This window comes from Candidatus Atribacteria bacterium, assembly GCA_011056645.1.
Lineage (GTDB): Bacteria > Atribacterota > Phoenicimicrobiia > Phoenicimicrobiales > Phoenicimicrobiaceae > Sediminicultor > Sediminicultor quartus.
Map to the genome: position 1 here is coordinate 1 of DSEL01000126.1, position 6,844 is coordinate 6,844.

General features: G+C 34.5%; 5 protein-coding genes. All 5 read left to right on the top strand.

Features of this window, described 5'->3' with window-relative positions; all coding sequences use genetic code 11:
* Positions 1-101: 101 nt before the first annotated feature.
* Positions 102-974 carry a MurR/RpiR family transcriptional regulator gene (locus ENO17_05220; protein HER24432.1) on the top strand — a complete coding sequence of 291 codons (873 nt, stop codon included), beginning with the start codon at positions 102-104 and terminating at the stop codon, positions 972-974.
* A gap of 94 nt (positions 975-1,068) precedes the next feature.
* Positions 1,069-2,898 carry a KamA family radical SAM protein gene (locus ENO17_05225; GenBank protein ID HER24433.1) on the top strand — a complete coding sequence of 610 codons (1,830 nt, stop codon included), beginning with the start codon at positions 1,069-1,071 and terminating at the stop codon, positions 2,896-2,898.
* A 115-nt stretch (positions 2,899-3,013) separates the two neighbouring features.
* On the top strand, positions 3,014-3,979 hold the full coding sequence (locus ENO17_05230; GenBank protein HER24434.1) for a TAXI family TRAP transporter solute-binding subunit: 966 nt from the start codon (positions 3,014-3,016) through the stop codon (positions 3,977-3,979).
* On the top strand, positions 3,979-4,491 hold the full coding sequence (locus ENO17_05235; protein HER24435.1) for a DUF1850 domain-containing protein: 513 nt from the start codon (positions 3,979-3,981) through the stop codon (positions 4,489-4,491). The genes ENO17_05230 and ENO17_05235 overlap by 1 nt, the downstream gene beginning before the upstream one ends.
* Positions 4,481-6,490, top strand: coding sequence for a TRAP transporter permease (locus ENO17_05240; GenBank protein ID HER24436.1), 2,010 nt, complete (start codon positions 4,481-4,483; stop codon positions 6,488-6,490). Before ENO17_05235 ends, ENO17_05240 begins: the two co-directional genes overlap by 11 nt.
* Positions 6,491-6,844 lie beyond the last annotated feature (354 nt).

Below are 6,844 nucleotides of genomic sequence, written 5' to 3' on the forward strand. Positions count from 1 at the left end.
AATATAATCAATAAAAGATGAAACTATTGCATTAATAAAAATATTTGGTGCAAATCCTGCATAATTACTTCTTTTTATAATTTAATTTAGGGAGAGATCAATTGAATCCTGAAAAAAAGAAAAATTACATTGATTTAACCTCACGCATAAAAAATAATTTTAAAGACTTTAGTGAAGGTCAAAAATTGATTGCTTCTTATTTATTGAAATATTCTGATAAAGCTGCTTTTTTTACAGCTGCTAATTTAGGAAAAGTAGTTGGGGTTAGCGAGTCTACCGTGGTAAGATTTGCTGATTTTTTAGGCTACGAAGGTTATCCTGCTTTACAAAAAGACTTGCAAAATAGAATCAAAAATAAATTAAACACCGTTAGTAGACTAAAAAAAACTATAAAAACAGTTAATAGTGGAGAAAGTATTTTATACGAAGTTTTTCATAATGATATGGATAATATCCAAAAAACTATGGATAATATCTCACCGGAATCTTTTAATAAATTAGTAGAAGAAATGTTGAATGCAAATTCGATATATATTATAGGTCTAAGGACTGCTACCTCCTTAGCTTACTTTATGGGTTACACCCTTCATTTGATTTTAAAAAATGTAACCACTATAACTTTTGGAGTTAGTGATCTTTTTGAAAGGTTAATTAATATCAATGAAAAGGATTTGATAATAGGTATTACCTTTCCTCGGTATACTCTACAGACTGTGGAAATTATGGAATATGCTAAAAAAAAGGGAGCAAGAGTCGCAGCCATTACTGATAACATAATGTCTCCTTTAGCTCAATTAGCGGATGTCAGTGTATTTGCAGAAAGCAATCTTAATTCTTTTATCGATTCTTTTACTGCTCCTATCAGTTTAATTAATGCTTTGGTAACTGCAGTGGGAGTTAGAAGAAGAAAGGAGAACTTAGAATCTTTATCTGAATTAGAAGAAATTTGGGAAAAGTATAAGATATTTTATTAAGAATTATAACATATGATCAGTTTAACTGAATATGAAAAAAATCAATGTTTAGTATAAATAAATTATTCTTTGCAAAGGGGAAAAAGTATCAAAAATGAATAAAGACTTGGTTGAAAAATTATGGAAAGAGAATCGGGAGATTTTTAAATTATTAAAAGAAAACGGAGATTTACAAGATGCCAGGCAAAATCTCTTTAAATTTTCAAAAGATTTAGAATGGAAATACAGAGAAGGAGAGAAAGTTTTACATAAATTAGAATATGCTATAGCCTTAGAGGCGATGAAGGTATTTAATAATCTTATTTCCCTTCGAAACGAAAAGATTGCTGGTTTTAGTACTTTAGAGCTTCTGAAAGGTCTAACTAAAGATAGTCAAGAGACAACCGAAGAAGTGAGCGATGGTTTTTTGGAGGAATTTATTCACCTTTTTGAAGCTATGAAGGGTAAGGCAGGTATTTCTTCGGGATGGTTAAGGCCATTACTGGAAAAAGATGGCGTTAAAATAGCAGACTTTGCTGAGATTAAGGGGAGAGAAGCAGGAATATCTCGTTCTGATTATTTAGATAAATTATACGAAAAAGTCCACGGTTTTATTAATCGTTTTCCTTCGGGATGCGATGAAGAATTGATTAAAGAGAGAGAAGAAAATCGTAAGAAAATATTAGATTATTTTGGAGCAAATACAGATGATTGGAAAGATTATCAATGGCAATTCAAACATATATTCCACAATATGGATCATTTAGAAGATCTTAAAAGGTTGGTTTCTCTTACTGAAGAGGATATAGAAGCTATTAAAATTGCCATAGAAAATAAAATTCCTTTTGGAATTACTCCTTACTATCTTTCTTTGTTCGATTTCTCTCGCAGTGACAGGAAATATGATTATCAGGTAAGATCTCAAGTTATTCCTCCCCTGCACTATGTAACCTTAATGAAAGAACATCGGAAAGAAAGATCATATTACTTTGATTTCATGGGTGAACATGATACTTCTCCCAAAGAATTAATTACCCGAAGATATCCCATGATATCTATCCTAAAACCCTATGATACCTGCCCGCAAATTTGTGTTTATTGTCAAAGGAATTGGGAGATAACCGGCCCCATGATGCCCGAGGGAAAAGTAAGTAAGAAAACCTTAGACAATGCTTTAAATTGGTTTGCAAACAATACCTCCATGAGAGATGTATTAATTACTGGTGGAGACCCCCTGGCTTTAGAGGATGAACAGATAAAGTATATTATGGATAGATTATGCCAGATGGAACATGTGATAAATATCAGGTGGGGTACTAGAACTCCGGTAACGGTTCCCATGAGGATAACTAATGAATTGGCTAAAATAATTGGAAGCTATATAAAACCAGGGAAAAGAAATATCTGTATTGTTACCCATATCGAGGGAGCCTCTGAAGTAACCCCGGAATTAGCCGAAGCAGTCATGAAGTTTAGAAGGCAAGGAGTGTATGTTTATAATCAATTGGTATATACCTTAGAAACCAGCAGGAGATTTCAAAATGTGGCAGCACGGATAGCGATGAAGAAAGCAGGGGTAGATCCCTATTATACTTTTTACCCCAAAGGAAAAGAAGAAACTGAAGATTACCTCGTTCCGGTTGCCCGCTTGTGGCAAGAGAGAAAAGAAGAAGCCCGATTACTGCCGGGTCAATTCAGAACAGATGAGCCGGTTTTTAATGTTCCTCGCTTAGGTAAAAATCATATTAGGGCCTGGCAAGATAGGGAGTTGATAGGATTAAACAAAGAGGGGCAGAGAATATATTTATGGCATCCCTGGGAAAAGGGTATAGCTTCGGTTGAGCCATATATCTATAAAGATCTCCCCATTTATAAATATCTTCAAGAACTAGCAAAGAGAGGAGAAGATATCGAAGAATACAGGTCAATTTGGTATTACTATTAGACTCCGAGGAAAAGAACTTGACTATAGGAGGTGATGTAAAAGAGTAAAGATGAGTTAAGCTCATAGTTTAAAGTAGATTTTGATTAGCAGATGCAGTGAATTTAAAAAATAAAAAATGGAGGTATTAGATAAAGTGAAGAAATCTTTAAGTATAATATTGATGGTTAGTTTAGTGGTATTTTTGTTTTCCGGAATTAGTTTAGCTGCTACCCATATTACTTTCGGAACTGGAAGCCCTGGAGGAACTTATTATCCTTTGGGCGGTGCAATGGCTGATCTTTGGACCAAATTATTAAAAGCAGAGGGAATCGAAGCGACTGCTGAGTCAACTGCTGCTTCTGTAGAAAATTGCAGGTTAGTAGGCAGTGGAGAGATTCAGATAGGAATGGCTATGGGTGATGTTGCTTCCAAAGCTTATACAGGAGTGGTGCAATTCGAAGGGAATGCTCAACCAATTCTGGGTTTATTTTCTATGTATCCCGCTCCTCAACATCTCTTGACTTTGGATCCCAATATCAAATCAGTAAGAGATTTAAAGGGGAAGAAAGTATCTGTTGATGCACCGGGAAGTGGTTGTGAGACGTTATCTCGATTAATTATAGAAGCAGCTGGAATGTCTTACGATGATTTGAGAGTCAGTTATTATTCACAACCGGAGGCAGCACAAGCCTTAAAGGATGGAAATGTAGATGCAGTATTTTGGAATTTCTCCTTCCCCGGCTCTGCAGTACAGGAAGTAACTGCGGTAAGAGATGTATTTTTTGTCTCAATTGATGATGACATCATTAAAAAGTTAACTATGAACTATGCTTACTATAAAGAAGGTAAAATACCCGCTAACACTTATAAAGGACAGGATTATGATGTGAAGACCGTTCAAGTTGGTAACGATGTAGTTATCAATAAAGATATTGATGAGAATACTGCTTATCTTTTGGTTAGTACCCTATTTAACAACGCAAAAGAGTTATTTGTTGTTCATCCTTCAGCAAAACAGTTACTTCCCGAAAATGGCGTGAAAACTGCTGTTCCGCTTCATCCCGGGGCAGAGAAATACTTTAAGGAGAAGGGATTACTTTAATGATTAGTAGAATAATCAGGGGAGCCTTTTTGGTTTCCCTGATTATTTTTTTTGTATTTTTAAATTTATATTTTATAAAAAGTGAAGGTGTAAATGCCGAAACAAAATACTATTTAGAGGTAGTTAACGAAAAGAGTGGTATTCAATTAATCAAGATTGAAGTTTCGATTGGTGATAAATTTTATTTGGAATATGTAAATTCGAGAGATTTAAATCCTATAATTGATACTTTTGAAATAAGAGAAGATGGAATATTTTGTTTGCTTACTGAGGAATATCCCTGGTATGGTGTAGGTCAGGAATGCCATGCCTCTAAAGATATCAAATTTACAGATAAATTAGTCATTGTAAATGTAAATAGGGAGATGGAAAAGCTTTCCCTGCGAGTGGCTTTTACCGTAGAGCAAAAAATAAAATATAAAGATAGGGAATTTATTCTGTCTTATTTAACTAATAAAGGTGATCCTGTAGATATCATTATTGATACTGAAGGAGGAATGAATGATAAGTAAAGAAAAAGGCAATTTGCACGCTAACCAAGAAGAAAATAACCAAATTGAAATAAAAGTTGATGAAAAAATAATAAAAGAAATTGAAGAGATTGAAATCAAAAATAAACGAGATTTAAGCGGTTTATGGTCTCTCCCTATCATGGTTGCTTCTATCGGGTTATTTGTCTTTCATATGTATACCGGATGGTTTGGGGCCTATTTTAGTCTAATTCAACGTTCTATTCATTTTATGTTGATCTTAACTTTAACCTTTAGCTTATTTGCCCGCAGTAAGAAAACCCCCAGAGATAAAATACAGCTTTACGATTTGGTATTTATTGGCTTATCTATCATTCTATGCTTCTATATCCTTACCAATATTCATGAGTTGGTCTGGCGGGCGGGTGCTGCAAATTCTATGGATGTTTTTTTAGGAGTTATTTTAGTATTACTTACTTTAGAGGCAACCCGAAGAGCAGTTGGTCTTCCTATGATGTTAGTGGCAGTATTTTTTCTTTTATACGCCTTGGTTTTTGGGCCTTATATGCCGGGAAGATTCTCTCACGGAACCTTTTCTATAAAAAGAGTTGCCTATTATCTTTATCTTACCGATGCGGGAATATTCGGGACCCCCTTAGGTGTTTCAGCAAGTTTTGTTTATCTTTTTATCTTATTTGGGGCAATCATGAATAAAACCGGGGCTGGTAAATTTTTTATCGATTTTGCCACCGCTCTAACCGGATATACCAGGGGTGGACCGGCTAAGGCGGCAGTAGTTTCCAGTGGTATGATGGGGACTGTTTCAGGTAGTTCTACCGCCAATACAGTAACCACCGGAAGCTTTACTATACCTCTGATGAAAAGCATAGGTTATAGTTCGGTCTTTGCAGGAGCGGTTGAACCGGTTGCTTCTACCGGCGGCCAGATCATGCCACCTATTATGGGGGCTGCTGCTTTTATTATGGCTGAATTTTTAGGAGTTCCTTATATCGAAATTGCTAAAGCAGCGATTTTTCCTGCCATATTTTATTATTTTGCCTTATTTATGGCGGTGGATTTTAGGGCAGCTAAAATTGGTTTACGTGGTCTTTCCAGAGAACAGTTACCCAATCTATTTAAAACCTTAAAAACAGGATGGATTTTATTAGCACCCATATTTGCATTAGTCTATTTATTGGTTCAAGGATATTCCCCACAAAAATCAGTAGTACTTAGCATTGTAGTATTAATTATAGTCAGCATGTTTAGTAAGAAGACCAGATTAACCCCTAAAAAATTTTTAGAGGCCATAACTGAAGCTGGTCTTTCTGCAACTACAGTAGCTGTAGCATGTGCGGCAGCAGGGATAATTGTAGGAATTACTACTATGTCTGGATTGGGGCTTAAATTCACTGGAATAGTATTTGAAGTTTCACATGGTATTTTACCTATAGCCTTAGTCTTAGCTTCTTTAGCTTCTCTGGTCTTAGGAATGGGTATACCCACTACCGCTAATTACATTATAATGGCTACTTTGATTGCCCCGGCTTTAATCAGATTAATGCCCGAAAGTACTCATCTTATCATGCCTCACATGTTTGTTTTTTATTATGGTATATTAGCTGATATTACCCCACCGGTAATGTTAGCAGTCTTTGCCGGGGCGGCAATAGCCAGAGCTCCAGCAATGAAAGTAGGAATAGAATCTACTAAATTAGCTATTCCGGGATATACATTGCCTTTTATGTTTATATTTCACCCCGAATTAATTTCCTGGAATTTTATTGCAGATTTGAATTTAATAAAATTAGTCTTTTTCTTATTATTAGCCACAGCAATGTCGATTGGTATAGCCGGAGGTATGCAGGGTTACTTGATTAGAAAGACCAAATATTACGAAAGAATGACCCTGCTAGCAGGTTCTTTTATGATTATTCCGGCAAATTCTACGGTAAATGTATTAGGACTTATTTTAATTGGTGCAATTTTAGTGTTACAGATATTATTTAAGGAAAAGGAAACAGTGCTTTTGAAAAAATAATAATCGGACGATTTCCTATGATGTATTACGTGAAGAAAAAAACAGAGATTAGGAGTTAAAAAATATATCAGTAAATTACTAAAACAAAAAACAAAAAGAGATGGATAAATACGTCCATACAAAAAAGTAAAAATATATATAAGAGAAATCTTTTTCAATATCACTGCATGATAAAACTACACACTCTATACGCTATTATTTTATATATCACACGGCGTATGCGAAAAAAAATAAACCTATCTTTTAACACCTGTATCTTTCACAAATTGTATATTTCTAAAAAAAAGAAAAATTATTATTGATTTTTTTAAAATATATGTTATTCTTTAAAAAGATTAATCAATTAGTCCATTA